This is a genomic window from Enterobacter cloacae complex sp. HYC042_NIDB (genome assembly GCF_056673315.1).
In genome coordinates, this window is sequence record NZ_CP109650.1 from 2391238 (window position 1) to 2414789 (window position 23552).

The following is a 23552-nucleotide window of genomic DNA, read 5'->3' on the forward strand; positions in this document are numbered from 1 at the left end:
AAAGAATGAACTCAGTGACTGCCTATGCCCTGCGTCTGGGCGACAACGGTCTGGTGCTCTCCCAGCGTCTCGGCGCCTGGTGCGGCCACGCGCCGGAGCTGGAAATCGACCTCGCGCTCGCCAATATCGGCCTCGACCTGCTGGGGCAGGCGCGCAATTTTCTGACCTATGCCGCGGAATTAGAAGGCCAGGGCGATGAAGACACGCTGGCGTTTGGCCGCGACGAGCGCCAGTTCCGCAACGTCCTGCTGGTGGAGCAGCCGAACGGCAGCTTCGCCGACACGATTGCCCGCCAGTACCTGATGGACGCCTGGAACGTGGCGCTGTACGAACGCCTGACTCAGAGCAGCGACGGCCAGCTTGCTGCCATCGCCGCCAAAGCGATCAAAGAGGCGCGCTACCACCTGCGCTTCAGCCGCGGCTGGCTGGTGCGGCTGGGCGACGGGACCGAAACCTCCGCGCAAAAAATGCAGCAGGCCATCGACAGCCTGTGGCGGTTTACGGCGGAGCTGTTTGACGCCGATGAGGTCGAGCTTGATCTGATTGACGCCGGCGTGGCGGTGGATCCGCGAACCCTGCGCCAGCCGTGGGAAAGCGAAGTGTTTGCTGGTCTGAAAGAAGCCTGTCTGCAGGTTCCCGCAGAGGTGGCGTACCGCACCGGGGGCAAGAAGGGGCTTCATACCGAACATCTGGGTCCGATGCTGGCGGAAATGCAGTATCTCCAGCGCGCGTATCCCGGTCAGCAGTGGTAAAGGAGAACGCTATGCAACGCCTCGTCGACATCGCGCCTGCGCAAATTCCGCAGATCTGGTCGCTGTTAAGCCAGATCCCCGATCCGGAAGTGCCTGTGTTAACCATCACCGATTTAGGCATGGTGCGCAGCGTGAAGGCGCAGGGGGAAAGCTGGGTGATTGGCTTCACGCCAACCTACTCGGGCTGCCCGGCAACGGAACACCTGCTGGGGGCGATCCGCGAGGCGATGACCGCGCACGGCTTCACCCCCGTGCACATCGTGCTCCAGCTTGAACCTGCCTGGACCACCGACTGGATGACCGCCGACGCGCGCGAGCGCCTGCGGGCGTACGGCATCAGCCCACCCGTGGGGCATAGCTGTCACGCGCACGCCCCTGCAGAGGTGAGCTGCCCGCGCTGCGCCAGCACCGACACCTCCCTTATCAGTGAATTTGGCTCGACGGCCTGCAAAGCGCTCTACCGTTGCAATACCTGCCGCGAGCCCTTCGACTATTTCAAATGTATTTGAGGCTGCCATGACAACGTTTCATTCATTAACAGTGGCAAAAGTGGAACCCGAAACCCGCGACGCGGTAACCATCACCTTCGCGGTGCCGCAGGCGTTGCAGGAGGCCTACCGCTTCCGCCCCGGCCAGCACCTGACCCTGAAAACGACGCTGGGCGAAGACGAGCTGCGCCGCTGCTACTCCATCTGCCGCAGCACCGCGCCGGGTGAGATCAGCGTGGCGGTCAAAGCGATTGAGGGCGGGCGCTTCTCCCGCTATGCCCGGGATGAGATCAAAGCGGGCATGGCGCTGGAGGTGATGGTTCCTCAAGGGCAGTTTGGCTACCAGCCGCAGGCTGAACGTGAAGGCCACTACCTGGCAATTGCCGCAGGCTCCGGGATCACCCCGATGCTGGCGATTATCTCCGCCACGCTTTCAACCGAATCCAACAGCCATTTCACCCTGATCTACGGCAATCGCAGCAGCCAGAGCATGATGTTCCGCCAGGCGCTGGCGGACCTGAAGGACAAATACCCGCAGCGGCTGCAGCTGGTCTCCATCTTCAGCCAGGAGCGGCTGGACAGCGACCTGCTCTTTGGCCGCATCGATGGGGAAAAGCTGCAGGCGCTGGCGAAAACCCTGATCAACTTCCGCCAGTATGACGAGGCCTTTATCTGCGGCCCGTCGGCGATGATGGACGACGCCGAAGCGACGCTGAAAGCGCTGGGGATGCCGGAAAAATCCATTCACCTTGAGCGCTTTAACACCTCCGGAATCACCGTTAAGCGCGCGGTGCACGTGCAGGCGGAAGGACACAAAGTGACCGTGCGCCAGGACGGGCGCGACCGTGAAATCACCCTGACGGCGGACGACGAAAGCATTCTTGATGCTGCCCTGCGTCAGGGAGCGGATCTGCCGTATGCCTGCAAGGGCGGGGTGTGCGCCACCTGCAAATGCAAAGTGCTGCGCGGCAAGGTGGACATGGCAACCAACTACAGCCTGGAGCCGGACGAGCTGGCCGCCGGGTACGTACTGAGCTGTCAGTCGCTGCCGTTAACCGCCGACGTGATTGTCGACTTTGACGCGAAGGGGATGGCATGAGCGAACTGATTGTTACCCGTCATGGCCGCGTGCTGCAGCTGACGCTGAACCGTCCGGCGGCGCGCAACGCCCTTAACAATGCGCTGCTGGCGCAGCTTGCGGAACAGCTTGAGGCTGCCGCCGTGGATGCCGACATCGCCGTCTGCGTGATTTACGGCAGCGAGCGCTGCTTTGCCGCCGGGGCCGATCTCAACGAAATGGCGGAGAAGGACCTGCCCGCCACCCTGAACGATATCCGCCCGCAGCTATGGGCGCGCATTAACGCGTTTAACAAACCGCTGATTGCTGCCGTGAACGGCTTCGCGCTGGGCGCAGGCTGCGAGCTGGCGCTGCTGTGCGACGTGATCATTGCTGGCGATAACGCCCGTTTCGGCCTGCCGGAAATCACGCTGGGCATCATGCCCGGCGCGGGCGGCACCCAGCGTCTTATCCGCAGCGTCGGTAAATCCCTGGCCAGCAAAATGGTGCTGACCGGCGAGAGCATTACCGCAGAGCAGGCGCTGGGCGCCGGGCTGGTGAGCGATCTCTTCCCGGCGTCTCTGACACTGGAGTACGCCCTGAAGCAGGCGGCGCTGATGGCGCGCCACTCTCCGCTGGCGCTGCAGGCGGCGAAGCAGGCGCTGCGCCAGTCGCAGGAGGTGCCGCTCCAGGCCGGTCTCGCCCAGGAGCGCCAGCTGTTTTCGCTGCTTTCCGCCACCGAAGACCGCCGGGAAGGTATCGACGCCTTCTTACAAAAACGCACCCCCGACTTTAAAGGACGCTAATTGTGGAATTTATTCTCAGTCACGTAGAACAGGGCGTAATGACCATTACGCTGAACCGTCCGGAGCGTCTGAACAGCTTTAACGACGTGATGCACCAGCAGCTTGCCGATTGCCTGAAGCAGGCCGAGCGCGATGACGCCATCCGCTGCCTGCTGATCACCGGGGCAGGACGCGGGTTCTGCGCCGGTCAGGATCTGAACGACCGTAACGTCGACCCCAACGGCCCGGCGCCGGATCTGGGGATGTCTGTCGAAACCTTCTACAACCCGCTGGTGCGCCGCCTGGCAAAGCTGCCGAAGCCGGTCATCTGCGCGGTTAACGGGGTGGCGGCTGGCGCGGGAGCTACGCTGGCGCTCGGCTGTGACATGGTGATTGCCGCCCGGTCGGCCAACTTCGTGATGGCCTTCAGCAAGCTCGGCCTGGTGCCGGACTGCGGCGGCACCTGGCTGCTGCCGCGCGTGGCCGGACGCGCCCGCGCCATGGGGCTGGCGCTGCTCGGGGACAAACTCAGCGCCGAGCAGGCGCAGGCATGGGGGATGATCTGGCAGGTGGTGGACGACGACCAGCTCTCCGCCACGGCGCAGCAGATGGCGCTGCACTTTGCCTCGCAGCCGACCTTCGGCCTGGGCCTGATCAAGCAGGCGATCAATGCTGCGGAAACCAACACCCTCGACGCGCAGCTTGACCTGGAGCGCGACTATCAGCGTCTGGCCGGTCGCAGCGACGACTACCGCGAGGGCGTCAGCGCTTTCCTCGCGAAGCGCGCGCCTAACTTTACGGGGAAATAAGATGCTCAACATACGGACTGTCGCCGTGATTGGCAGCGGCACGATGGGCGCGGGGATTGCAGAAGTGGCGGCCAGCCACGGGCATCAGGTGCTGCTCTACGATATTTCCAGCGATGCGATATCCCGCGCTATCGACGGGATCCGCCAGCGTCTGGCCTCCCGGGTGACGCGCGGAAAACTTTCCGCCGATGCCGGGAGCCAGATCCTCGCCCGGCTGCTTCCCGTCACGGATATCGACGCGCTCTCCGCGGCCGAGCTGGTGATTGAAGCGGCCTCGGAACGGCTGGAGGTGAAAAAGGCGCTGTTTTCGCAGCTGGCGGAAATCTGCCCGCCGCAGACGGTGCTGACCAGCAATACCTCGTCGATCTCCGTCACGGCGATTGCGGCGGACGTCCACCATCCGGAGCGCGTCGCCGGGCTGCATTTCTTCAACCCGGCGCCGGTCATGAAGCTGGTGGAGGTGGTCAGCGGGCTGGCGACCTCCCCGGAAGTGGCCGACGCGCTGTGCGAGCTGGCGCTGAACTGGGGCAAGCAGCCCGTGCGCTGCCAGTCAACGCCGGGATTCATCGTCAACCGCGTCGCGCGCCCGTTCTATTCCGAGGCCTGGCGCGCGCTGGAAGAGCAGGTGGCCGCGCCGGAGGTGATTGACGCCGCCCTGCGCGAAGGCGGCGGCTTCCCGATGGGCCCGCTGGAGCTGACCGACATGATTGGTCAGGACGTTAACTTCGCGGTGACCTGCTCGGTATTTAACGCCTTCTGGCAGGAGCGTCGTTTTCTGCCCTCGCTGGTGCAGCAGGAGCTGGTGCTGGCAGGCAGGCTGGGCAAAAAAAGCGGGAAGGGCGTTTATGACTGGCAGGGCGACAGGCCCGGGGTGCGCTGGGCTGATACCGTGAACGACAGCTACAGCCCGATGCGCGTGGAAAAAAGACGTGACGGTGTCACGGAAATTGATGATCTGTACTTGATTGAAACGCAGGGCGAAACCGCGCAGGCGCTGGCGCTGCGGCTCAACGGGCCGGTGGTTGTAGTAGACCGCATCGAGCGCGACGTCGCGATCATCGCCGCAGCCGCCAGCAACCCGCATACCGCGACGCAAAAGGCCATCCGCTACCTGCAGCAGCAGGGGCTTCGGGTGGTGCAGATTGCCGATTATCCCGGCCTGCTGGTCTGGCGCACGGTGGCGATGATTGCCAACGAAGCGCTGGATGCTCTGCAAAAAGGGGTCGCCAGCGAGAAGGACATCGATACCGCCATGCGCCTGGGCGTCAACTACCCGAGCGGGCCGATCGCCTGGGGCGAGCGTCTGGGCTGGCAGCGCCTGCTGACGCTGCTGGAGAACCTGCAGCGTCATTACGGCGAAGAACGCTATCGCCCCTGTTCCCTGCTGCGCCAGCGCGCGCTTCTGGAGAGTAGCTATGAGTCATAACGCCTGGCACAACGCCCGCGCCATGTACGAACGAGACGCCTGCGCGCAGGCGATGGGGATGGACATTGTCGATATGGACGACGGCTACGCGGTGGTGTCCATGACCATCACCCCGCAGATGCTCAACGGCCACCAAACCTGCCACGGCGGACAGCTGTTTTCGCTGGCAGACACCGCCTTTGCCTACGCCTGCAACAGTCAGGGGCTGGCGGCGGTGGCCTCCGGCTGTTCGATTGACTTTCTGCGTCCGGGCTTTGCCGGGGACACGCTCACCGCCACCGCGCGGGTGAAGCATCAGGGCAGGCTGACCGGCGTGTACGACATTGAAATTCAGAACCAGCAACAGAAAACCGTCGCCCTTTTTCGCGGAAAATCTCACCGCATCGGCGGCAATGTGACAGGAGAGGCCTGATGCGTGACGCATTTATTTGTGATGGCGTTCGAACCCCGGTGGGGCGCTACGGCGGGGCGCTTTCCGCCGTTCGGACTGACGATCTCGGTGCCGTGCCGCTCCGCGCGCTGCTGGCCCGCTATCCGCAGCTTGATCTGGAGCGGATTGACGACGTGATCTTCGGCTGCGCGAACCAGGCGGGTGAAGATAACCGCAACGTGGCGCGTATGTCGTCGCTGCTGGCCGGGCTGCCGCAGACGGTGTCCGGAACCACCATTAACCGCCTGTGCGGGTCGGGGCTGGACGCGATTGGTTTTGCCGCACGAGCCATTAAGGCGGGCGACGGCGACCTGCTGATTGCGGGCGGCGTGGAGTCCATGTCCCGCGCGCCGTTTGTGATGGGCAAAGCCACCGCCGCGTTCCAGCGACAGGCGGAGATCTTTGATACCACCATCGGCTGGCGATTTGTGAATCCGCTCATGCATCAGCAATTCGGAACTGACAGCATGCCGGAAACGGCAGAGAATGTAGCGGAATTGTTAAATATCAGCCGTGCCGATCAGGACGCGTTCGCGCTGCGCAGCCAGCAGCGTACCGCGCAGGCGCAGCAGAACGGCATTCTGGCGCAGGAGATTGTGTCGGTGCAGGTGCCGGGGAAAAAAGGGGCGGTCAACGAGTTCAGCGAGGATGAACATCCCCGCGCGGACACCACGCTTGAGCAGCTTACCGGGCTAAAAACGCCGTTCCGCAGTAACGGGGTGGTCACGGCGGGAAATGCCTCCGGCGTCAACGACGGCGCAGCGGCGCTGATCGTCGCCAGCGAGCAGATGGCGCTGGCGCAGGGGCTGGTCCCGCGCACGCGGATCGTGGCGATGGCGACGGCAGGCGTGGAGCCACGTCTGATGGGACTCGGCCCGGTACCGGCCACGCGTAAGGTGCTGGAGCGCGCCGGACTCAGCATTAACGAGATGGACGTGATCGAGCTTAACGAAGCTTTCGCCGCGCAGGCGCTGGGCGTGCTGCGTCAGCTGGGATTGCCGGATGATGCCGCGCACGTCAACCCGAACGGTGGCGCGATAGCGATTGGTCACCCGCTGGGGATGAGCGGCGCCAGACTGGCGCTAGCCGCGAGTAATGAACTGCACCGACGCGGCGGGCGCTACGCGCTGTGTACGATGTGCATCGGTGTGGGTCAGGGCATTGCCATGATCCTTGAGCGTGTTTGAGCATAAAAACAATGTGAGTACCCTACAATGACAAATACAACAAAGCTTGATCCGATTGAAACGGCCTCCCTTGACGAACTGCAGGCGCTGCAGACCGCGCGTCTGAAATGGACGCTGCACCACGCCTATAACAACGTGCCGATGTACAAACGCAAGTTTGACGCTGCGGGCGTTCACCCTGACGATTTCAACGAGCTGGCGGATATTCGCAAATTCCCGTGCACCACCAAGCAGGACCTGCGGGATAACTACCCGTTTGATACCTTTGCCGTGCCGATGGAGCAGGTGGTGCGCATTCACGCGTCATCCGGCACCACCGGCAAGCCGACGGTTGTCGGCTACACGCAGGGCGACATCGACAACTGGGCCAACCTGGTGGCGCGCTCCCTGCGCGCGGCGGGCGGCAGCGCGAAGGACAAAATTCACGTGGCCTATGGCTATGGCCTGTTTACCGGCGGGCTGGGCGCGCACTACGGCGCCGAGCGTTTGGGGGCGACGGTGATCCCGATGTCCGGCGGCCAGACAGAGAAACAGGCGCAGCTGATCCGTGATTTCCAGCCGGACATGATCATGGTGACACCGTCCTACTGCCTCAACCTGATCGAGGAGCTGGAGCGCCAGATGGGCGGCGACGCCAGCACCTGCTCCCTGCGCGTTGGCGTTTTCGGCGCGGAGCCGTGGACGCAGGCCATGCGTCGCGAAATCGAAAAACGCTTAGGCATTACGGCTCTGGACATCTATGGCCTCTCCGAGGTGATGGGGCCGGGCGTGGCGATGGAGTGTATCGAAACCGCCGACGGCCCAACCATCTGGGAAGATCATTTCTACCCGGAGATCGTCAACCCGAACGACGGCACGCCGCTGGATGACGGCCAGCAGGGCGAACTGCTGTTCACCACGCTGACCAAAGAGGCGCTGCCGGTGATCCGCTACCGCACCCGCGACCTGACGCGTCTGCTGCCGGCAACCGCGCGCAGTATGCGCCGTATGGACCGGATCGGCGGCCGCAGCGACGATATGCTGATCATCCGCGGCGTCAACGTTTTCCCGTCGCAGCTGGAAGAGGAGATCGTGAAGTTCGAACACCTTTCTCCGCACTATCAGCTGGAGGTGAATCGTCGTGGGCATCTTGATTCACTTTCCGTGAAGGTGGAACTGAAAGAGAGCAGCTTAACGCTGACGCACGAGCAGCGTTGCCAGGTATGCCACCAGCTGCGCCACCGCATAAAGTCGATGGTCGGGATTTCCACCGACGTGATGATTGTGAACTGCGGCAGCATTCCGCGCTCGGAGGGGAAAGCCTGCCGGGTGTTTGATCTGCGTAAAGTTGCGGCCAACGGCTAAGTTTCCCCTCCCGGCGACCCTCTCCCAATGGGAGAGGGTTAGGGTGAGGGGCTATCTCAGAATCCTATGCTATGATTCATCCAGGACAAAAATAACAACAGAATGAATCACATGAATAAACTCGACGCCTTTATCCAGCACGCGGTCAGCTCGGTTCCCGTCAGCGGAACGTCGCTTATCTCCTCGTTATACGGTGACGCGCTTTCCCACCGCGGCGGCGAGATTTGGCTCGGCAGCCTGGCCGCCTTACTGGAAGGCATGGGATTTGGCGAGCGCTTCGTGCGCACCGCGCTGTTTCGCCTCAACAAAGAGGGCTGGCTGGACGTCTCCCGCATCGGGCGGCGAAGCTTTTACCGCCTGAGCGATAAGGGGCTGCGGCTGACGCGTCGCGCGGAGAATAAGATTTATCGCGCAGAGCTGCCCGCCTGGGACGGCAAATGGCTGCTGCTGCTCTCCGAAGGGCTGGATAAAACTACGCTCGCGGATGTGAAAAAACAGCTCATCTGGCAAGGATTTGGCACGCTGGCACCGAGCCTGATGGCCTCGCCGTCCCAGCATCTGGCGGACGTGCAGTCCCTGCTTCACGATGCCGGCGTGGCGGAAAACGTGATCTTCTTCGAAGCCCACTCGCCGCTGGCGCTCTCCCGTGCCGCGCTGCGTTCGCGGGTGGAAGAGTGCTGGCAGTTAACCGAGCAAAACGCGATGTACGAGTCGTTTATCAACTCGTTCCGCCCGCTGCTGCCGCTGCTGAAGGAAGCCGCGCCGGAGGAGCTGACGCCGGAGCGCTGCTTCCAGATCCAGCTGCTGCTGATTCACTTTTATCGCCGCGTGGTGCTGAAGGACCCGCTGCTGCCGGAGGAGTTACTGCCCGCGCACTGGGCGGGGCAAAGCGCCCGACAGCTCTGCATTAATATCTATCAGCGTGTCGCGCCGGGGGCGCTGGCGTTTGTCAGCGAGAAGGGCGAAACCTCCGTGGGCGAACTGCCCGTGCCCGGCACGCTCTACTATCAACGCTTTGGTGGTCTTACAAGCGCATAAGGAGTGAAGATGCCAGTTTATCAAATTGACGGTCTGACGCCGGTGGTACCTGACGAGAGCTATGTTCACCCAACGGCGGTGCTGATTGGCGACGTAATTCTGGGTAAAGGCGTTTATGTTGGCCCTAACGCCAGCCTGCGCGGTGATTTTGGCCGTATCGTGGTGAAAGATGGCGCGAACATTCAGGATAATTGCGTGATGCACGGTTTCCCGGAGCAGGACACGGTGGTGGAGGAAGAGGGGCATATCGGCCACAGCGCCATCCTGCACGGCTGCATCATCCGCCGCAACGCGCTGGTGGGTATGAACGCGGTGGTGATGGATGGGGCAATGATCGGTGAAAACAGCATCGTCGGCGCGGCGGCGTTCGTGAAGGCGAAAGCGGAGATGCCTGCCAACCACTTGATTATCGGCAGCCCGGCTAAAGCGATTCGCGAGCTGAGCGAGCAGGAGATGGCGTGGAAGCGGCAGGGCACGCGGGAGTATCAGGTGCTGGTGGAGCGCTGCAAGCTAACTATGCACCAGGTTGAGCCGCTGCGCGAGGCTGAGCCTGACCGGAAACGGCTGGCGTTTGACGAGAACTTAAGGCCGAAGTCGGCGATGTAGGGGTAAGGCCGTCTTTTTTCGCCATATCCATCAGAAGCGCGATGCCAATATAGTTGCTCCAGTTAAAGATATTTTGCAGCACCACCACCGCATTGCCTTTCTCTTTGTCATAGCCGATGAAGCTGGAGTAGCCGCCGATATAGCCGACCTGATAGGTGATTTTTTCCAGACCGATAAAGTCGGTGGTCCAGGCAATGCCCTGCACCCCGTCGGGGCGTTGAATATCGGTATTTCTGACTTCGTCAAAGACGCTGTCCAGCAAGGGATTGTGGGTCGTAGAGACGTGATAGCGGGCATAGGCCGCCAGATCTTCGGCGTTACTGTACAGGCTTGCTGCCGCCACCATGTTGTTGGAAAAATGCCAGTCTGGCGTCAGCTGCCCGCGCGGGATGAATTTTGGCTGATCGCCCGCGTGGCCGAGCGCCCGCTGGGGGTATCCTTTGAGCTTCTGGGGCGTAAAGCTGCTGTTAACCATGTGCAGCGGACGGAAAATATAGCGTGACGCTAAACTCTGAATATCTTCGCCGGTTTTGTGCTTCAGGATATAGCCAATCAGGGCGTAGCCGGTATTCGAGTATTGCGGCGTTTTATCTCTCGGCGCGCGCCAGTTCGCCAGATAACGCAGCACATTATCGCTGTCCAGTTCACCGTAGAAATTATCACCCGTGCCTAAGTAGCGGATGAATTTTCCGAGCATCGGAACATCCATATTCTGGCGCGGAAGGCCGGAGGTGTGGGTTACCAGCTCCAGCAGGGTGATTTTTTGTGCATCCTTACTTAGCGGTGTTCCCGGCGGTAGCAATGTCGCCAGGCTGTCGTTCCAGTTCAGTTGCCCCTCACTCACCAGACAGGCCACCACTTCCGCCGTGATCCCTTTGCTGAGCGAGCCGAGCGCAAACAGGGTATCGGGCCTGACCGGGTAGCGGTTGACCGCATCGGTAACGCCCCAGGTGTAAAACTGAGGCGAGCCGTGATTATGGATCACCGCGACCGTCATTCCTGGAACGGACTTTTGCGCCATGTAGTGACGCACCACGCTGTCAACGTCGCCATCCAGCGATTCATGGGTGAGGAGTTCCTGGGTACCTTCCGGGGAGGACATTTGCGAGAGCGTGCCACAACCGCTGAGGAATGGGATAGCAAGCAGAAGCCAGCGAATTTTTTTTGTGATGTTCTGCATACCTGATAGCGAGTGTGGTGGTCATTGGCGCGGCGGGAATGTATCACACTTAGCCTGTTTGAATGTAAACTTTCTGTACGGAGGCCGCCGCGTGGGTGGTCATAGCAGCTTTTCGGCCTGCTTTGAGGATTTCAGCATGACACGCTTTCATCAGCTTACCGCCACCCGCCTGGATGGCAGTCTTATCTCAATGGCCGACTATGCGGGGAAGGTGGTTTTGGTCGTCAATACCGCCAGCCAGTGCGGCTTTACGCCCCAGTATGCGGGTCTCGAAGCGCTATACAAGAAATACGCCGAACAAGGGTTAGTGGTGCTGGGCTTCCCCTGCAACCAGTTTGGTAAACAGGAACCCGGCGACGCCGATGAAATCTCAAAGACCTGTTACATTAACTACGGCGTCTGTTTTCCCATGTTCGGGAAAGTTGAGGTCAATGGCGCCGCAGCACATCCGATTTTTCGTTATCTGAAAAGCGAATTGCCTGGCGTGCTGGGTGGGCGGATCAAGTGGAACTTTACTAAGTTTCTGATCGGACGCGACGGTAAGCCGCTCAAGCGTTTTGCACCGATGACGACGCCAGAGAAAATGGAGGGGGCAATTGTTGCGGCACTGGGAAGGTGAGTGTTTTTGTCGCCAGAGCCATCCATTTGCCGGGTATAGCCGAAATTCATAATGTCCGCTCTGTGCCAGGAGCGGACGTTGGTACAGGTAGCCCAGTAGTCGCCGCGATGGATGGGTTTACTGGAGCAGCATCGCCAGTAGCACCAGGCACAGCAGTATTACATAGATTCGTGCGTGCCATATGTCAGGTAAAGCAGGTATAACCCGACGGCTAAAAACTATTCCAGCCCAGCCCGTCAGTACCAACAGGCCTAAAATTTTCAGGCTGATGAAACCGAGAAATCCGCTCACCGGAATATTTTGCCAACCAATGACTGCATACGTCACGGCACCACACAGCGCGACAGGCAGAGAAAGCGGGTTAGAAGCGCTAATACATTCACCCATCGCATAGCCGTGTCGCCGTAATAATGGCACTGTCATCACGCTGCCACCCACGCCCAGCAATGCGGCTATCATGCCGATGATCACTCCGCCGCCCGTTACCACAGAAAGTGACAAGCGACGCGGGGAACTGCAGCTAAAAAAACCTTTGCGCAACAAACAATCGCCAATGGTTACCAGCATATAAAGAATGAACAGTGCGCGAACAATATTCTCGCTGAAGACTCCCGCCAGACAGGAACCCACGACAGCCCCGATGGCGATAAACCATAATAATGGGAACAATGTCTGCGCTGAAAGTTTGCCGGCGCGCCAGTTTCGATAGCTGACCCAGCCCGCGTTAAATATCATCACCGCCGTTGAGGTCGCAACCGCGATATGCATGGCGTTTCCTGCCAGCTCAGACTGCCGCAGCATCAGTTGATAAACAAATGGCACCACGACAAAACCACCCCCAAAACCAAAGAGCACCGTGGTGATACCGGTAGTAAAGCCTGCCAGTGCAATAATTGCGATATCGTTCAAGAGAATATCCCCGACCAGAAAATGAGCGAGCAGCTTATACCGGTAGCATCCTGCTTCCCATTTGCGCAGCGCTCAATTACCTTTGTAAATCGTTCAGACGGAGACCGGTGTGCGCAACGTAAAAATTGAAGATGTCGATAAGCTCGATCGTGAAGTGGTGGCGTTAGGCAATGACTATGCGCAGGGATTTATACTGCCACAACACCAACATCGCCGCGCGCAGCTGCTGTATGGTGCAACGGGTCTCATGTACGTCTCAACCTGTAACGGAGAGTGGGTTGTACCCCCACAACATGCAGTATGGATCCCACCCGAAACCCCTCACGCTGTCCGGTTTGTAGGTGTGACCACGCGTAGCTTATATATTGAACCAACATGCGTGACGGGATCGATTAAGTATCGACACTGTAAGGTGATCAGCGTATCGCCATTGTTACGTCAGTTGTTGCTTGATGCCGTGGATTTGCCGCTGATGTATGACAGCGCACGCGACCGTGCGCTGGTAAATCTGCTGTTACTGGAACTGGCGGAAATGCCGGTTCGCGAATTCGATATTCCGCTGCCACAACATCCGGCTCTGCTGGCTCTTTGTCAGGCGTTTTTACTCAACCCCTCAATCCATGACCCTGCTGAGCGCTGGGCCAGTACGCTGTTTATGAGCGCCAGTACCTTTCGTCGACTTTTCTTACGGCAAACCGGCATGTCATTTTCTGCATGGCGACAGCGAGCCTGTGTCGTCAGTGCACTGACGTTGCTGATAACAGGTAAACCGGTGAATGAAGTGGCACTCACTCTCGGATACGACAATGCATCATCTTTCGCCACGATGTTCCGCCGTGTCACGGGACAGCCGCCTTCGTATTATCGGCTTGATTTCAAAAGCTTCACAGGGCACCGTTCATAACGTCAGTTATGTGACCACAGCGGACGTTCTGAGCTGTGTTAGCGTTAATCAGGTTATCTTGTGCTGAGTGCAAGTTTAGCCGCAAAGCACAAAAACAATCCTCCTGTAGCTCTGTCCATTCCCCTGACAACACTGCTTTTCTTCAGTATGGCTGATGCAAAGTGCGTGGATAAAATGAGCGTGACTGACCACATTGTCCCTATTGCGACATGAATGCTGACAAGTATAAAAGTCCATACAAAAGGGGAATGCCCGGCAGGTATGAATTGAGGTAAAAAAGAGACATAGAAAATACCCATTTTAGGATTGAGTACATTTCCCAGCATTCCTTTTATAAACCAGTTCCCGGCTGAAGGATTAACGCCATCGCCGTGATTGAAAGATGAACGTGGCCGCCTCAGCAGTTGTAAACCCAGCCAGCAAAGGTAAGTCGCACCACACATTTTCAGCATGGTATAAGCGAGCTCTGACACCGCCAGCAGCGCTCCCAGTCCCAGCGCAACAAGTGCGCCCCAGATAAAACAGCCAGTATCAATTCCAAGAGCTGCCTGAAAAGCCTTCTTTCCACCTTCAGCACATGCCGTTCGTAGAATGAGTGCCGTATCCAGGCCCGGAGTGAGGGTGAGCAGTAGTGCAGCGAGAGAGAAGGCAAGGAGAGAATCAGTAACAGACATTTTCTTTATCCGAAAGAGTGGATGTTACCCCCTTACTTTGCGCCAATCAATTAGACAAAGGCAGTTATGTGAATAAATTGTAAATTGCTTTAATGAGACAAGCCCTGCTGGCATACCGGGCTACAACTCAGGACGCTTTCTCATGCACTGTCATGATGAATACCAATGGGTTCTTCTCCCGGTTTTCATAGAAATGAGGAACGTCCGTTCTGGCAGTTGCCGAACAGCCAGTTTTTATCTGATACACGTGATCCTTTACGCCGAGTGTGAGCGTGCCCGACTGAACATAAAACAGTTCAAGCGTTCCTTCCGCGTGGCCGGGTGACGCAAACTTTTCCCCGGGCTGCATTTCCCACATCCAGAGCTCGGTCATATCAGGGCCACCCGAACCTGCGAGCAATCTTGCTCTCCCGCCTGTTTCACCTTTCCACAATTCTGGGATCTCATCTTCAGCAATGAGATGCACGGTCGGTTTGGCACTGACATCCACAAAATCAGCCACCGAAACCCCCATCGCGGCAGCCAGGCGACATAACAGGGCAATGCTGGGATTCGCCCGGCATCCCTCTATCTCAACCAACGCTCCCTTACTTACACCCGCCTGACGCGAGAGTTCATCAAGGGAGATTTTCTTTTGCTTACGATACAGTTTAATTCGCTGCGATACGGCTTCATTCACGGAGCTGGCGATCGAATTTGCATCGGTCATTAAATTGACTTTTTTGGTCATTGGTCATTATCATGGAATAAATTGGTCATTACAGGATTATCACGTGTTAACAGTATCTCCGTCAATTTCTCCTGAAATTTATCGTATTGCTCCCGGTTTTCGGGCGCTCAGTATCTGCGTAAAAGCTGCGCCAGTGCTTAATCCCGGCACTGGAGAAACGGCGCTGCGAGAAGCCTGTGAGGCGGTTCTGGCCGGTGAGCCTGCCTGGGCGGAATCTCATCTGGCGGCATGGGCCGACGTTTTTCAAAAATTTGGGGCTAAACCTAAACGCACCCCTTGCTCAGCGGATGCGTTACGCAAGCGCGTCTTACGTGACGGAACGATGCCAGCGCTCGATCCTGTCGTTGATCTTTATAATGCCGTCAGTCTCCGCTATGCCGTTCCGGTTGGTGGAGAGGATCTCTCTGCCTATCAGGGGGCGCCGCGTCTGACTGTGGCAAAAGGAACAGAACCTTTTGATACGGTCAAAGAGGGAGAGACCGCCGTTGAGTATCCTTCACAAGGCGAGGTTATCTGGTGTGATGATATCGGCGTGACCTGCCGTCGCTGGAACTGGCGACAGGGGATCAGAACCCGCTTAGGCGTTGAAGCGCAGCAAATGTGGTTCATTCTGGAGAGTCTCCCGCAGATGCCGCTGGAGACGCTTCACGAAGCCGGAAAAATGCTGACCGACGGCCTGGAAAAAATGATGCCCGGTCTGTGGTTTGACGTTGCTCTCATCGAAGAACAACAGCAGTAATATCCTTCAGGAGAAACATGTATGTTTACCGGCTTGTCGGCATTTCCATTAACCCCAGTCACCGCCAGCGGCGTGGATGAAAAGGGTTTCAGCCATATCCTTTCCCGTCTTATAGACGCTCGGGTTGATTCTATGGGCATCCTGGGGTCAACCGGAAGCTACGCCTATCTGACCCGGGAGCAGCGCAAGCGCGTAGCAACGCTGGCCAAACAGCATGCAGGGAACATCCCCGTGATGGTGTGTGTGGGAGCGGTCAGTACCGATGCCATTCTGCATCTGGCAGATGATGCACAGGCCGCTGGTGCGAATGCGCTGTTACTCCCGGCGGTCAGCTACCAGCCACTCCGTGACGAAGAAGTCTTCTCACTCTTTGAGACCGTTACCCGGCACGTGTCTGTACCGGTGTGTATCTATGATAATCCGGGCACGACGCATTTTACCTTTACGGATGAACTCCACGGTCGTCTCTCATCACTTGAGGGGGTTCGCTCGGTCAAGATCCCTGGCGTCCCGAATAGCCCCGCTGCAGCAACTGAGCGGGTGAATGCGTTACGTCAACATCTGATGCGGGACTGGGACTTAACGCCGGTTGTGAAGTGTGGTATTCCGTGTGTGGCGGTCTGTTCCCTGAGATGGCGAAACAAATCACTGAAGCCGCGGCGGCAAACGATCGTCAACGCGTTACAGCCCTGACAACCCGCCTTGAGCCATTGTGGTCGCTGTTCCGTAAACATGGCGGCAGTATTCGCGTTATTGCCGCTGCTGCTGGCGTGCTTGGTCTTACCGACATGGATTGCCTGCCTCGCCCTCTGCAACCGTTGTCAGCTGGCGACATCGCGGATATTGCCCATGTGATAAGCACGCTGGAGCTGAAGTGATCTCCGCAGGACTGGGTGTCTACCGGTCCTTACAGCAAAATTTTATTATTGAAGTGACTCTTCTTCGCCTGATAGCTTATCTGCATCAGGAGAATAATGCTGGCAAACGCACGCCAGTTTATGTCCGTCAGGATCGCGCAGATAGGCAACATAAAAGTCGGGGCCGTAGGCGGTTCGTGTACCGGGCACGCCTTCATTTTTCCCACCCGCACGGAGGCCCGCTGCATGGAAGCGTCTGACAATGTCCGCGTTATCTGCTCTGAAAGCGAACATTGTCCCGTTTCCCGCCGTCGCGGGTTGCTGGTCAAAAGGAGGACAAATGCAGAAGCTAAATTCGTCATCCGGATGATTTTCGTTTCCCCACATTGCCCAGCTATCAGTCCAGGCGGGCAGACGTGTATAGCCCAGCACGTTAAAAATAGCGTCATAAAAGTTCACGGCGCGCTGAAAGTCATTTGTCCCAATCGTGATATAAGCCAGCACTTTAAACATCCTCTTTTCCGTCAGTCTGAACAGAGATTATCTCAAAGTAGCTATCTTCATCACCACCCAGGCCAGGATCATCGGCATGCCTCAGCAGGAAGCCTCGGCGATAAAAAATGTTGGCTGACGTCATCGTGTGCCGATAATACAAAAACTGTATGATTACACCTTCCAAAAAGGGAATGTATGTCTTTACCGCCACTGTATGCGCTGCGCGCGTTCGAAGTTGCCGCACGGCTGAACTCGTTCAGCAAAGCGGCTGAAGTCCTGAATATCACGCCGGGGGCGGTCAGCAGGCATGTCCGCACGCTTGAGATGTGGTTCGACTGCGAGCTGTTTAAACGGCAGGGACCGAGAGTGGAGGTCAGCGACGCCGGGCGTATTCTGGCCGGGCAGCTTAGCGAAAGTTTCTCGAATATTGAGTGGGCCTGTCGCGCATTCAAAAGTGAAAACCATCTTCTGCGCCTCAAAGCCCCTAGCACCCTGACGATGCGATGGCTTCTCAATGTGCTTAAATCCTTTCGGGAGAATCATGCGAAGCCGAAAATCGAAATCGCCAGCGTCTGGATGGACTTCGACACCGTTGACTTCAGCCGCGAGCCCTACGATTGTGCGATCCTCCTCGGTAACGGCTATTTCGGCGAATCAACGGAGAGCAGGCTGCTGTTCAGCGAATGGCTTATTCCGGTTTGTACGCCGTCTTTGCTGGAGCCTGCCCGGCATCAGCTTCCAGAATGCGATCTTATTCATCCGTCTCCGGACCGACGGGACTGGAAGCGCTGGCTGAAAAGGACGGGCTTATTCCCCGGCCTCGACATGAGCGGCGGGATCGTGTTCGACACCCTGGAGCAGGGAAGCCTTGCGGCCATGCACGGACACGGCGTGGCGATGGCCGATCTCCGGCTCACGCTCGACGCGCTGAAAAGCGGCCTGCTCGCGCTGCCCTTCCGGGAGGCGATAGCAACAGGGGACGGATACTATCTTGTCTGGCCGAAAAATTCGCTCAGAGGACAGAGTATTGAACGGTTGCTGGCCTGGCTTAACCTCAATTCGCCGGTCGTTCCTTCGCTGGATATCGTCTGTCTTGAGTATAATGAAAAGCGGCTGTCTTAAATCAAACAGGATATTCCTTACGGACTATCCTGTTTAATAAGTTTACGCGTAGGGTATATTAGCCATCTTCTTATATCTTTCCGGCAGTGCGCTATTCAGGTTAAGTAATTTATCCAGAATATAAAGCGCTGGCGTTCCCTTTGCGCGCTCTTCGTCGATCAGCGAAGAACGTAGCACATTGGCAGCCGAGGTCATTTTACGAAAATACTCTTCTGATTCCGGCGTCTGTACTTCACCGGACTCGGCGTAACGCACCCGTGGCCAGTCCGCGAAGTCAGGCTGGGGGAAGAGTCCGTCGTCTTTTGTAATATGAGCTGAGAGTAGCTCCTCGGCATTGCCAGGAGCGTTCTGGGCAAATGAGAGCAGGTGCAGTCGATGTATAAATGGCGAAAGCGCTTCTGAACGATGACTTTCTGAGGAAAGTAAGGTGATTAGCGCAGGTATTTTTTCATCAGCGGAGCTTTTTTCTGGTGAGAGGGTTTTCATTAAATGGAATAAAACATCGAGTGTCATAGGTGCTCCATATCCGCACATTATTATTTATTGTTTTTACGTCGCTATCTGTTTTTGACAGCGGTATACCAGGGGTAAATGGATGGTATTTCAGTGCGGTTATGTTTGAAAAACGATAAATAGTTGGCATTAATGTGAGTTTTACTCAATGTGGCGCTCTGGGCTCCAACATTGCAGATCCTCTCACGGCAGCGTTTTGTTTCACAAATGCCTTAGCTTATCGGCTTTTCAGGATGGTATAACGTCGTGCAGCAATCGGCTTGCCGTTAATCGCCACATTCTCAAAGGCTTATATGAAACAAATTACTTTTAGTGACCTGCAGCAGCAAAGCGAGCAGGCCGCACATTCTCCTCGTTTACGCGCACACCGTAATTTACACCCTGACCTGAGCGACCCGGTGCAGCGCCTGGCCATTGCAATGGAACCCGGTACCTATGTCCGCCCCCATCGCCATCCGCACACGTTTGAACTGCTGACGGCGCTGAGCGGCCGCTTTCTGGTGCTGAATTTTGACGACAGCGGAAACGTGACCCGGCGCGTGGTGTTAGGCGAAGAGTGTAAAGTCCTGGAGATGGATGCCGGAACCTGGCATGCCGTGCTGTCGCTGGATAAAGGCGGCGTCATTTTTGAGGTAAAACACGGGGCGTATCAGCCCGTGCCTGAGCACGATACCGCCCCGTGGTCGCCTGCTGAGAACGCGCCAGGTACTGTAGAGTTGATGAAATGGTACGCCCAGGCGCAGGTGGGTGATAGGCGTTTTACCCTGTAATTTTCCTGTAGTGTTCCCGGCGCGCAGAAAAGCGCGCCAGCACCGTATGGTTTACTGGATGTCGCCGAGTCTTTGCAGGAATTCCTCAACCTGCTCAGGCGTAGCCGTGTCTGCCTGGTAAAGGATTTCGAGCTTAACGTTCTTCAACCCGCAGAAGCCAAATACCCCTTCGATTATCTGCGTCTGAATCGCCGTCGAATAGCCGTGTTTGTCGAACCCGGTAAGATCGCTACCGCCGGTGGCAATCAGGCGGACGGGAACATCACGTAAGTTGCCCACAATCCGGCCGTCGTCGGCCACCTTATACGCCCAGTTCAGGGTTAACACGCGATCGAACCAGCCTTTCAACAGCGCGGGAACCGACCACCAGTACACCGGGAAGACGAATACCAGCATATCCGCGCGCTCGACGCGCTTTTGCTCGCGCAGAATATCGTCGGGGAGGGCGCTCGGATCGCCGTGATACAAATCGAGATCGGCGCGGGTCATCGCCGGGTTAAACCCTTCAGCATGCAGATCGGCGATCTCAACCTGCGTACCTTCCTCGCGTAATTTCCCGGCAATACGGGCTGCCAGCATATGGGATAACGAATTGTCGATCGGGTGTGCCGTCACGATCAGCGCGTTTTTAATGGCATGGGTTGCAGACATAGCGACCTCCAGATGGGGGAGAAGTGATGCCTATATTACTATTGGTAACTTAGGTGTCAATCCGCCCCCGGCGATCATTTTGTGCTATTCGCGTAGGTCTCAAGCATCCCGGTCATGGCGCCGCAGAGCATATCTTCTGCCACATTCCGGGCGAGCACGCCGTTGCCCGCCGAGGTGCTGAGGGCCTCCGCCGCGCCAATGATGGCCGTCAGTACCGCTTCTCCCTGAACACCTTTTAAGACGATAAAAGGAGAAAGCGCGGTGCGCAGGCAGTCGGCGCATTCGGCCACGCATGCTTCCCGAAACGTCTGCAGCGCCCGGGAACCGGACAGCGCCGCGGCGATTGGCCCGGTTTCAGGCCCGGCGGCAATGGCACAGTCGATATAGGCGGCGCTGAAAAAGCGGATCGTCTTCTCCAGCGTTTTGCTGTCCACCGCCAGCGTCTCCCTGAATTTCGCCAGCTGCCGATCGCTATAGTCCTGATACAGTGCCATCAGCAGCCCCTCACGATCGCCAAAGTGGTCGTAGGGGATAGGCTTGGTCACGTTAGCCCGTTCTGCCAGATAGCCAAGGGTCAACGCCTCCGTGCCTTGCTGACGCACGATCCCTCGTGCAACCTCCAGCAGCTGCACGCGGCGGTCCTCTTTTCTTAAGCGCTTAACAACCATGCTTGCCTCGGTTTTGTTATCTACTCATGGTAGTTTACACATTTTCGGCAGGCTGCTGCACCCGTTGTTCCACAGAGCGGAGCCGATACTTTATAGCCCCAGATCGCTCAGAGAAGGGTGATCGTCCGGGCGTCTGCCCAGCGGCCAGTGGAACAGGCGTTCAGATTCTTTTATCGGCATGTCGTTTACGCAGGCAAAACGACGCTTCATCAGTCCGTCCGCTTCGAATTCCCAGTTTTCATTGCCGTACGAGCGGAACCAGTTGCCGGAATCATCATGCCATTCATAGGCATAGCGCACCGCGATCCGGTTGTCCGTAAATGCCCAGAGCTCTTTAATCAGGCGGTAATCCAGCTCTTTTTTCCATTTCCGCGCCAGAAATGCCTGGGCTTCCTCGCGGTTGGTGGCGAACTCAGCGCGGTTGCGCCACTGGGTGTCCAGCGTGTAGGCCAGCGCGACTTTTGCCGGGTCGCGGCTGTTCCAGCCGTCTTCGGCCAGTCTGACTTTTTCGATCGCGCTTTCGCGAGTGAAGGGCGGTAATGGAGGACGAGTGTTCATAGCGATAATCTCAGTGTTATATGATGTAGACAGGTCTGTCTACTTACGCTAATCTATGCCTGAAAAATAACGCTGTCAACATCCGTTTTGAGGCTACCGAAAAGTGAAAACCGAGCACGCAGGCAACGAAGCAAAAATCAGCGTCAGGGATAAAATATTACTGACGGCGCACGATCTTTTTTATTCCAATGGCTTCAGGGCGACGGGGGTGGATACGCTGATTAAAGAGGCGAAGGTGACCAAGGTGACGTTTTATCGCCATTTTCCGAGTAAAAGTTTACTGATTCTCGCCTACCTGCACTATCGACATGAAATATGGATTAACTGGTTTGAGACCACGCTGCGTCGACATCTTGATGAAGGCAAAATACCTTCTGATGCGATATCTGCAACCCTTTATGAATGGTTTATTTCGCCCGAGTTCCACGGCTGCGCGTTTATTAATGCCAGCGCAGAAGCCAAATCCGAAGATATAGAAAGCGAAATAAAAGCGATATGCCGCGGTCATAAAATCGAAACTAAGAATATGATTGCGTTGCTGACGAAGATCGCTGATGAGCGCGTCGTCAATGAAATCATGCTGCTTATTGACGGCGCCATTATTCATGCACAGATGGGCATGGATTCAGAGACGGTAATAAATGTGCTAAAAAGGGGATTAGAGGCGTTGACCGGTCAGAAATAAGTCCTGAATCTGCCGCAAGTATTACGGTAGCTGGAATATCGACTCACCGAATCGGTAAGCTATTTATCCAAAGGAAACGAAAAATATGAGAACGCAGAAACGATGCCTGGGATGCGTGGCTATCGTGGTTGATGACTACGATCGCGCCATTGAATACTACACCGACAGGCTGGGTTTTACCCTCGTAGAGGATACGCCCCAACCGGGGAAACGCTGGGTCGTCGTCTCACCCAACCCGGAAAGCGACTGCAATATCCTGCTGGCTCGTGCCTCCAACGAAAGGCAGGAAGGTTTTATCGGTAATCAAAGCGGTGGAAGAGTTTTCCTGTTCCTTCAGACGGATGACTTTTGGCGCGATTACCATGCCATGAAAGCAAAAGGCGTTCATTTCTGCGAAGAACCGCGTGAGGAAGAGTACGGTACGGTGGTGGTGTTTGAAGATATTTACGGCAACCGCTGGGATCTTTATCAGAATGCGCAACCGTGAATATCACCATAAATGATGTGTCATTCGCCTTTCGTCGTGCACGCTTCCCAGCAGAGCGTACTCAACATTATGGGGACGTCTGGCTCTCGTCCCGCTGTGCCAGCGACAGCGCGCTGGCGCTGGCAGGATCGAACAGCGAGATGCTCTCAATCTGATTGAGTAAAATCACCTTGCGGAATGACATGGCGCTGCGGGGTTCAGAGTCGAGCGTAATGTCATGCTCCGCATACCACCTGCTGTAATTATTCTCGATACGCAGATTCATCGTCTTCGCATCCCGGTACCCGCTCAACATTGGGATCAGCACAATATTGGCCGTTTTTTCATATTCCAGCGTCGCGGTGTGGATCATGCCGACGTAAATCCGTCTCGAGCGGAGTGTGACCTGCGCCAGCTCGCCTTGCTCCATACACTGATAGAGCAGTTGTTCAATCCCGCTCGCCTGCGCAAGCCGTTTGTAGAGCTTTTTCCTGCTCTCGCCGTCCAGCCTGGCGCTTCCTGCCCAGTTAGAGCGGTAGAGGCAAAACAGAATGGCAAACGCCAGCATTACGACCACCGGCGCCTGAATGCCTAAAAAACTCCAGTTCATAAAGTCGATTTGCCAGTCGGTGTATTTCGGTGAGGCAAAGTGAAAAGCGTTGTTGGCGGCGGAAAGGGCGAACAGCAGCAGCCAGAGCAATCCCGTGGCGATTACGCCCTGCAGAACGAAAATACAGCCGTAAAGCGCGACGAGAAAATAGACGTCCCAGCCAAAGGAACGCTTGATTTTAAAGCGGGTCGACAGGTCGCGGCTGGTGTACCAGTACCCGCAGACCATCAGCACCATAAATATCGCCGTTCCCATATCAGGCCCTCTTCAGCGTGTTGACGTGACGCAGAAAGTCCTGCCGCACCTCGTTGCTCTTGTAGTTCACCGAGGCGTTCCCGTCCTGGTCGATAATGATGCGATCGCCATCTTCCACGGCTTCAATAATTTCCTGCTGACTCATCACCTGCAGTAAGGATTCCGGGCTTGAGAATAGGGAGAGAAAGAAACGTTTCATGTCAGGCATCCTTATGAATAAAAAGG

The 23552-nt window shown here is 57.1% G+C and carries 29 protein-coding genes and 1 pseudogene; 19 read left to right on the plus strand and 11 right to left on the minus strand.

The features are described from left to right. Positions 1-5 precede the first annotated feature (5 nt). The 11 genes from paaC to paaY all read left to right on the plus strand — a co-directional run bounded on the left by paaC (position 6) and on the right by paaY (position 9922). Positions 6-752: a 1,2-phenylacetyl-CoA epoxidase subunit PaaC gene (gene paaC, locus OKF39_RS11480; protein WP_063942529.1), complete on the plus strand. Its 747-nt coding sequence runs from the start codon at positions 6-8 to the stop codon at positions 750-752. 11 nt (positions 753-763) lie between these two features. After that, positions 764-1261 carry a 1,2-phenylacetyl-CoA epoxidase subunit PaaD gene (gene paaD / locus OKF39_RS11485; RefSeq protein ID WP_479982924.1) on the plus strand — a complete coding sequence of 166 codons (498 nt, stop codon included), beginning with the start codon at positions 764-766 and terminating at the stop codon, positions 1259-1261. A 7-nt stretch (positions 1262-1268) separates the two neighbouring features. Continuing rightward, positions 1269-2339, plus strand: a complete 1071-nt coding sequence (gene paaE / locus OKF39_RS11490) for a 1,2-phenylacetyl-CoA epoxidase subunit PaaE (RefSeq protein ID WP_047368476.1) — start codon at positions 1269-1271, stop codon at positions 2337-2339. After that, entirely contained in the window at positions 2336-3103 is a 768-nt protein-coding gene (paaF, locus tag OKF39_RS11495; protein WP_207120129.1) for a 2,3-dehydroadipyl-CoA hydratase PaaF, read from the plus strand. The genes paaE and paaF overlap by 4 nt, the downstream gene beginning before the upstream one ends. Next, the gene (gene paaG / locus OKF39_RS11500) at positions 3103-3891 is read left to right on the plus strand and encodes a 2-(1,2-epoxy-1,2-dihydrophenyl)acetyl-CoA isomerase PaaG (RefSeq protein ID WP_028013032.1); all 789 of its coding nucleotides are present in this window, start codon (positions 3103-3105) and stop codon (positions 3889-3891) included. The genes paaF and paaG overlap by 1 nt, the downstream gene beginning before the upstream one ends. 1 nt (position 3892) lies before the next feature. Then, on the plus strand, positions 3893-5317 hold the full coding sequence (gene paaH, locus OKF39_RS11505; protein WP_248037976.1) for a 3-hydroxyacyl-CoA dehydrogenase PaaH: 1425 nt from the start codon (positions 3893-3895) through the stop codon (positions 5315-5317). Beyond that, positions 5307-5729, plus strand: coding sequence for a hydroxyphenylacetyl-CoA thioesterase PaaI (paaI, locus tag OKF39_RS11510; protein WP_028013034.1), 423 nt, complete (start codon positions 5307-5309; stop codon positions 5727-5729). Before paaH ends, paaI begins: the two co-directional genes overlap by 11 nt. Beyond that, entirely contained in the window at positions 5729-6934 is a 1206-nt protein-coding gene (pcaF, locus tag OKF39_RS11515; RefSeq protein WP_479982925.1) for a 3-oxoadipyl-CoA thiolase, read from the plus strand. The genes paaI and pcaF overlap by 1 nt, the downstream gene beginning before the upstream one ends. Before the next feature lie 27 nt (positions 6935-6961). After that, positions 6962-8278 carry a phenylacetate--CoA ligase PaaK gene (paaK, locus tag OKF39_RS11520; RefSeq protein ID WP_041910177.1) on the plus strand — a complete coding sequence of 439 codons (1317 nt, stop codon included), beginning with the start codon at positions 6962-6964 and terminating at the stop codon, positions 8276-8278. A 102-nt stretch (positions 8279-8380) separates the two neighbouring features. After that, positions 8381-9316, plus strand: coding sequence for a phenylacetic acid degradation operon negative regulatory protein PaaX (paaX, locus tag OKF39_RS11525; protein ID WP_021241337.1), 936 nt, complete (start codon positions 8381-8383; stop codon positions 9314-9316). Positions 9317-9325: 9 nt separating this feature from the next. Beyond that, the gene (gene paaY, locus OKF39_RS11530) at positions 9326-9922 is read left to right on the plus strand and encodes a phenylacetic acid degradation protein PaaY (RefSeq protein ID WP_479982926.1); all 597 of its coding nucleotides are present in this window, start codon (positions 9326-9328) and stop codon (positions 9920-9922) included. On the opposite strand, the gene OKF39_RS11535 is transcribed toward paaY, so the two are convergent. Next, entirely contained in the window at positions 9831-11102 is a 1272-nt protein-coding gene (locus OKF39_RS11535; RefSeq protein WP_150143687.1) for a serine hydrolase domain-containing protein, read from the minus strand. The genes paaY and OKF39_RS11535 overlap by 92 nt on opposite strands. 136 nt (positions 11103-11238) lie before the next feature. Between OKF39_RS11535 and OKF39_RS11540 the strand changes: the two genes are divergently transcribed. Beyond that, positions 11239-11721 (plus strand): glutathione peroxidase, encoded by a 483-nt coding sequence (locus OKF39_RS11540; RefSeq protein WP_194386107.1) that lies wholly within the window; start codon positions 11239-11241, stop codon positions 11719-11721. 117 nt (positions 11722-11838) lie between these two features. Here the strand turns inward: OKF39_RS11540 and OKF39_RS11545 are convergent, their stop codons facing one another. Then, positions 11839-12630 (minus strand): sulfite exporter TauE/SafE family protein, encoded by a 792-nt coding sequence (locus OKF39_RS11545; RefSeq protein ID WP_032674705.1) that lies wholly within the window; start codon positions 12628-12630, stop codon positions 11839-11841. 109 nt (positions 12631-12739) lie between these two features. On the opposite strand from OKF39_RS11545, the gene OKF39_RS11550 reads away from it, so the two are divergent. Continuing rightward, positions 12740-13534 carry an AraC family transcriptional regulator gene (locus tag OKF39_RS11550; protein WP_028013041.1) on the plus strand — a complete coding sequence of 265 codons (795 nt, stop codon included), beginning with the start codon at positions 12740-12742 and terminating at the stop codon, positions 13532-13534. A 53-nt stretch (positions 13535-13587) separates the two neighbouring features. Here the strand turns inward: OKF39_RS11550 and OKF39_RS11555 are convergent, their stop codons facing one another. Then, positions 13588-14208, minus strand: a complete 621-nt coding sequence (locus OKF39_RS11555) for a LysE family translocator (RefSeq protein ID WP_048959092.1) — start codon at positions 14206-14208, stop codon at positions 13588-13590. A gap of 127 nt (positions 14209-14335) precedes the next feature. After that, the gene (locus OKF39_RS11560) at positions 14336-14938 is read right to left on the minus strand and encodes a helix-turn-helix domain-containing protein (RefSeq protein ID WP_224066574.1); all 603 of its coding nucleotides are present in this window, start codon (positions 14936-14938) and stop codon (positions 14336-14338) included. Between the two features lie 43 nt (positions 14939-14981). Between OKF39_RS11560 and OKF39_RS11565 the strand changes: the two genes are divergently transcribed. Continuing rightward, the gene (locus OKF39_RS11565; RefSeq protein WP_199886484.1) at positions 14982-15677 is read left to right on the plus strand and encodes a B3/B4 domain-containing protein; all 696 of its coding nucleotides are present in this window, start codon (positions 14982-14984) and stop codon (positions 15675-15677) included. Positions 15678-15698: 21 nt separating this feature from the next. Beyond that, positions 15699-16555, plus strand: a pseudogene (locus tag OKF39_RS11570) (dihydrodipicolinate synthase family protein). 45 nt (positions 16556-16600) lie between these two features. On the opposite strand, the gene OKF39_RS11575 reads toward OKF39_RS11570, so the two are convergent. Next, positions 16601-17038 (minus strand): VOC family protein, encoded by a 438-nt coding sequence (locus OKF39_RS11575; RefSeq protein WP_063154467.1) that lies wholly within the window; start codon positions 17036-17038, stop codon positions 16601-16603. Positions 17039-17224: 186 nt separating this feature from the next. Between OKF39_RS11575 and OKF39_RS11580 the strand changes: the two genes are divergently transcribed. After that, positions 17225-18151, plus strand: a complete 927-nt coding sequence (locus tag OKF39_RS11580; RefSeq protein WP_045261411.1) for a LysR substrate-binding domain-containing protein — start codon at positions 17225-17227, stop codon at positions 18149-18151. Between the two features lie 42 nt (positions 18152-18193). On the opposite strand, the gene OKF39_RS11585 is transcribed toward OKF39_RS11580, so the two are convergent. Beyond that, positions 18194-18664 carry a hypothetical protein gene (locus OKF39_RS11585; RefSeq protein WP_328729004.1) on the minus strand — a complete coding sequence of 157 codons (471 nt, stop codon included), beginning with the start codon at positions 18662-18664 and terminating at the stop codon, positions 18194-18196. 293 nt (positions 18665-18957) lie between these two features. Between OKF39_RS11585 and OKF39_RS11590 the strand changes: the two genes are divergently transcribed. Then, positions 18958-19434 (plus strand): WbuC family cupin fold metalloprotein, encoded by a 477-nt coding sequence (locus tag OKF39_RS11590; RefSeq protein ID WP_028013049.1) that lies wholly within the window; start codon positions 18958-18960, stop codon positions 19432-19434. A 51-nt stretch (positions 19435-19485) separates the two neighbouring features. Here OKF39_RS11590 and OKF39_RS11595 read toward each other — a convergent pair whose 3' ends face one another. The 3 genes from OKF39_RS11595 to OKF39_RS11605 all read right to left on the minus strand — a co-directional run bounded on the left by OKF39_RS11595 (position 19486) and on the right by OKF39_RS11605 (position 21311). Next, a complete protein-coding gene (locus OKF39_RS11595) occupies positions 19486-20085 on the minus strand; it encodes an NAD(P)H-dependent oxidoreductase (RefSeq protein WP_479982927.1) in 600 nt (199 codons plus the stop codon). A 74-nt stretch (positions 20086-20159) separates the two neighbouring features. Continuing rightward, the gene (locus tag OKF39_RS11600; protein ID WP_479982928.1) at positions 20160-20753 is read right to left on the minus strand and encodes a TetR/AcrR family transcriptional regulator; all 594 of its coding nucleotides are present in this window, start codon (positions 20751-20753) and stop codon (positions 20160-20162) included. Positions 20754-20843: 90 nt separating this feature from the next. After that, a complete protein-coding gene (locus OKF39_RS11605; RefSeq protein WP_048998459.1) occupies positions 20844-21311 on the minus strand; it encodes a nuclear transport factor 2 family protein in 468 nt (155 codons plus the stop codon). A gap of 103 nt (positions 21312-21414) precedes the next feature. Here OKF39_RS11605 and OKF39_RS11610 point away from each other — a divergent pair, with 103 nt between their 5' ends. Both OKF39_RS11610 and OKF39_RS11615 read left to right on the plus strand, forming a co-directional pair. Further along, positions 21415-21996: a TetR/AcrR family transcriptional regulator gene (locus OKF39_RS11610; protein ID WP_045261406.1), complete on the plus strand. Its 582-nt coding sequence runs from the start codon at positions 21415-21417 to the stop codon at positions 21994-21996. Between the two features lie 85 nt (positions 21997-22081). After that, positions 22082-22483, plus strand: a complete 402-nt coding sequence (locus OKF39_RS11615) for a VOC family protein (RefSeq protein WP_028013054.1) — start codon at positions 22082-22084, stop codon at positions 22481-22483. A 67-nt stretch (positions 22484-22550) separates the two neighbouring features. Here OKF39_RS11615 and OKF39_RS11620 read toward each other — a convergent pair whose 3' ends face one another. Together OKF39_RS11620 and OKF39_RS11625 are read right to left on the minus strand one after the other, a co-directional pair. Further along, positions 22551-23327: a hypothetical protein gene (locus tag OKF39_RS11620; protein ID WP_045261405.1), complete on the minus strand. Its 777-nt coding sequence runs from the start codon at positions 23325-23327 to the stop codon at positions 22551-22553. Position 23328: 1 nt separating this feature from the next. Then, the gene (locus OKF39_RS11625) at positions 23329-23526 is read right to left on the minus strand and encodes a hypothetical protein (RefSeq protein ID WP_024908361.1); all 198 of its coding nucleotides are present in this window, start codon (positions 23524-23526) and stop codon (positions 23329-23331) included. Positions 23527-23552 lie beyond the last annotated feature (26 nt).

Excerpts from the sequence above, each read along its gene's own strand:
- paaI (WP_028013034.1), top strand. The coding sequence starts at position 5,307 with ATGAGTCATAACGCCTGGCACAACGCCCGCGCCATGTACGAACGAGAC.
- pcaF (WP_479982925.1), top strand. The coding sequence starts at position 5,729 with ATGCGTGACGCATTTATTTGTGATGGCGTTCGAACCCCGGTGGGGCGC.
- OKF39_RS11585 (WP_328729004.1), bottom strand. The coding sequence starts at position 18,664 with ATGACACTCGATGTTTTATTCCATTTAATGAAAACCCTCTCACCAGAA.
- OKF39_RS11625 (WP_024908361.1), bottom strand. The coding sequence starts at position 23,526 with ATGAAACGTTTCTTTCTCTCCCTATTCTCAAGCCCGGAATCCTTACTG.
- paaH (WP_248037976.1), top strand. The coding sequence starts at position 3,893 with ATGCTCAACATACGGACTGTCGCCGTGATTGGCAGCGGCACGATGGGC.
- OKF39_RS11555 (WP_048959092.1), bottom strand. The coding sequence starts at position 14,208 with ATGTCTGTTACTGATTCTCTCCTTGCCTTCTCTCTCGCTGCACTACTG.
- OKF39_RS11590 (WP_028013049.1), top strand. The coding sequence starts at position 18,958 with ATGAAACAAATTACTTTTAGTGACCTGCAGCAGCAAAGCGAGCAGGCC.
- OKF39_RS11540 (WP_194386107.1), top strand. The coding sequence starts at position 11,239 with ATGACACGCTTTCATCAGCTTACCGCCACCCGCCTGGATGGCAGTCTT.
- OKF39_RS11605 (WP_048998459.1), bottom strand. The coding sequence starts at position 21,311 with ATGAACACTCGTCCTCCATTACCGCCCTTCACTCGCGAAAGCGCGATC.
- paaF (WP_207120129.1), top strand. The coding sequence starts at position 2,336 with ATGAGCGAACTGATTGTTACCCGTCATGGCCGCGTGCTGCAGCTGACG.
- OKF39_RS11595 (WP_479982927.1), bottom strand. The coding sequence starts at position 20,085 with ATGTCTGCAACCCATGCCATTAAAAACGCGCTGATCGTGACGGCACAC.
- paaY (WP_479982926.1), top strand. The coding sequence starts at position 9,326 with ATGCCAGTTTATCAAATTGACGGTCTGACGCCGGTGGTACCTGACGAG.
- paaE (WP_047368476.1), top strand. The coding sequence starts at position 1,269 with ATGACAACGTTTCATTCATTAACAGTGGCAAAAGTGGAACCCGAAACC.
- paaK (WP_041910177.1), top strand. The coding sequence starts at position 6,962 with ATGACAAATACAACAAAGCTTGATCCGATTGAAACGGCCTCCCTTGAC.
- OKF39_RS11600 (WP_479982928.1), bottom strand. The coding sequence starts at position 20,753 with ATGGTTGTTAAGCGCTTAAGAAAAGAGGACCGCCGCGTGCAGCTGCTG.
- paaX (WP_021241337.1), top strand. The coding sequence starts at position 8,381 with ATGAATCACATGAATAAACTCGACGCCTTTATCCAGCACGCGGTCAGC.
- paaC (WP_063942529.1), top strand. The coding sequence starts at position 6 with ATGAACTCAGTGACTGCCTATGCCCTGCGTCTGGGCGACAACGGTCTG.
- OKF39_RS11535 (WP_150143687.1), bottom strand. The coding sequence starts at position 11,102 with ATGCAGAACATCACAAAAAAAATTCGCTGGCTTCTGCTTGCTATCCCA.
- OKF39_RS11620 (WP_045261405.1), bottom strand. The coding sequence starts at position 23,327 with ATGGGAACGGCGATATTTATGGTGCTGATGGTCTGCGGGTACTGGTAC.
- OKF39_RS11580 (WP_045261411.1), top strand. The coding sequence starts at position 17,225 with ATGTCTTTACCGCCACTGTATGCGCTGCGCGCGTTCGAAGTTGCCGCA.
- OKF39_RS11560 (WP_224066574.1), bottom strand. The coding sequence starts at position 14,938 with ATGACCAAAAAAGTCAATTTAATGACCGATGCAAATTCGATCGCCAGC.
- paaD (WP_479982924.1), top strand. The coding sequence starts at position 764 with ATGCAACGCCTCGTCGACATCGCGCCTGCGCAAATTCCGCAGATCTGG.
- OKF39_RS11615 (WP_028013054.1), top strand. The coding sequence starts at position 22,082 with ATGAGAACGCAGAAACGATGCCTGGGATGCGTGGCTATCGTGGTTGAT.